The sequence below is a fragment of the Methanospirillum sp. genome, assembly GCF_035560735.1.
Classification (GTDB): domain Archaea; phylum Halobacteriota; class Methanomicrobia; order Methanomicrobiales; family Methanospirillaceae; genus Methanospirillum.
Genome location: NZ_DATMYY010000402.1, coordinates 1 through 2,018, shown reverse-complemented (window position 1 = coordinate 2,018; position 2,018 = coordinate 1). Strand labels below are relative to the sequence as shown.

Below are 2,018 nucleotides of genomic sequence, written 5' to 3'. Positions count from 1 at the left end.
TCATATACCCGTTCATCATATCGAGCGGTCTGATTAAAGAATGTAGCACAGATCTGAAGAACATCCACATGGGAAAAACCAGAATGCATAATTGCCTCTTTCATAATATGTTTCAAATGTGGAAGACGCCGCGTATATGATCGTGCAACGAATGTTGCTCCGGCTCCAAGAATAAGTTCTATAACATTCAGAGGGTATTCACGAAGTCCATCCGGAGTTGATTTGCCGGAATATCCAAACGGAGAAGTCGGGGTGTATTGACCTGTGGTCAGACCATAAACCCGGTTGTTATGGCATATTACCGTGACGTCTAAATTTCTTTTTGCTGCATGAATCAAATGATCCAGACCTTCGGCATAGAGATCTCCATCCCCCGCAAAACAAATGACCGTGAGATCAGGATTTGCCATCTTGATGCCGGTTGCGACTGGAACGGTCCTGCCATGAAGTGAGTAAAAACTATTTAAATTTAAATAATCAGCGATCTTAGCGTGGCATCCGATTCCTGATACGAGAACAATATTCTCCCTAGGTATACCTTCCTGTTCGAGTTCCAAAATCACAGTCTTTAGGACATGTTGAATAACAAAGTTCCCACACCCGGGACACCAGGTATTCTGTACAGGTGTTATAAGGTTCTCTTCATTGGTCATGAAATACACCTCTGTACCTGATCCACCAATTCTTCCACAGCAAATGGTCTCCCATCATACCGAAGAATAAAATGATCTGGTTTACACCCATACCGTTCAGTGATCTGGTTCAACTGACCCATCGAACTCTCTTCAACAAGGATTATGGTTTCAACTCCCTCCATCGCTCTTTTAAATTCAGTTTTCGGGAACGGAACTAGCACCACTGGGGATACAACACGAAGTCCGAGTACCTCAGCGACTTCTGAACAGACACCACGGGGAGAGCCCCAGCAGAGTAGAACAGTCTTCGCTGATTCTGACCCCCCGAGATAGACAGCTCCTGGTTGATCAACAAACTGGATAAGGTGTTCAATTTTGCGAAGACGTTTCTGGACTTGGGTAATCACCATGGCGGAATCCTCGGTCGTGAATCCGTCATAATCATGAGTGTAACTATTCGTCTTAATGATCTCACCCTTACAGGGAAGGGGCAGAAGCGGGGAGATTCCATCGGGTGTATCAGCATACCTTTTGTAGGGAATCAATGGAGATGGAGAGGGCTGTGTATGATTGATATCCGATATTGTACCAAGGGTACAGATTCCTTCTGATAGGGTTTTATCAGAAAGAATAATAGTTGGGATCTGAAATTTCCAGGCTATTTGAACTGATTCAGCTGACCACTTATATGCCTCAGCCGGAGTTGCAGGAGCAACGACGAATCTGGGAAATTCACCCTGCCCCGCGTGACAAGCAAAGAGGAGATCAGACTGGGAAGTATATGTAGGAAGTCCTGTCGATGGCCCGGTTCTCTGTGAAAGGACAATGGCGATAGGTATTTCAGCCATACCAGCCAGAGACAACCCTTCAGTCATAAGACAAAATCCTCCTCCGGATGTTCCAACAGCGGCTTTTTTTCCTGCATAGGAAAACCCAAGAGCTATTAGGATAACCGCGATCTCGCTCTCCGGATGAATCACCTCTATCCCGGTCTCATGGGCAACAGAGGCGAGATAATGGAGAATACCAGACGATGGTGTCATCGGATAAGAGACATATGCATCAATACCTCCAGCAAGGAGACCCAGACTTATCCACTCATTTCCTGAGAGAAGAGGGTGTGGTTTGCCACCAAAAGGTTGACTAATATGTTCGCACTGAGTTGCCCGTGAGTATGCTTCCTGTGCAATCTGGATATTAATATCCGTTTTTTTCTGTAAGTTCCTGCGTAATATCCGTTCAGAACGGTCCCAGGGTATTCCCATACATCCACAAAAAGCACCAATGATAGCCGTGTTTCCCATTATGGGAATGCCATGATGCATTTCAATAATTTCATTGATATTCAGGGCCTGTCCTGTGGACTTCACTCTTCCGCTATCA

2 protein-coding genes are annotated in these 2,018 nt (G+C 45.4%); both read right to left on the bottom strand.

Features of this window, described 5'->3' with window-relative positions; translation table 11 throughout:
- A partial coding sequence (locus VN429_RS11950; RefSeq protein WP_325633633.1) for a thiamine pyrophosphate-dependent enzyme occupies positions 1-653 on the bottom strand: 653 nt, incomplete at its 3' end.
- Positions 650-2,018 (bottom strand): pyruvate ferredoxin oxidoreductase (locus VN429_RS11945; RefSeq protein ID WP_325633631.1); only part of this gene is annotated, 1,369 nt, incomplete at its 5' end. The genes VN429_RS11945 and VN429_RS11950, both read right to left, overlap by 4 nt.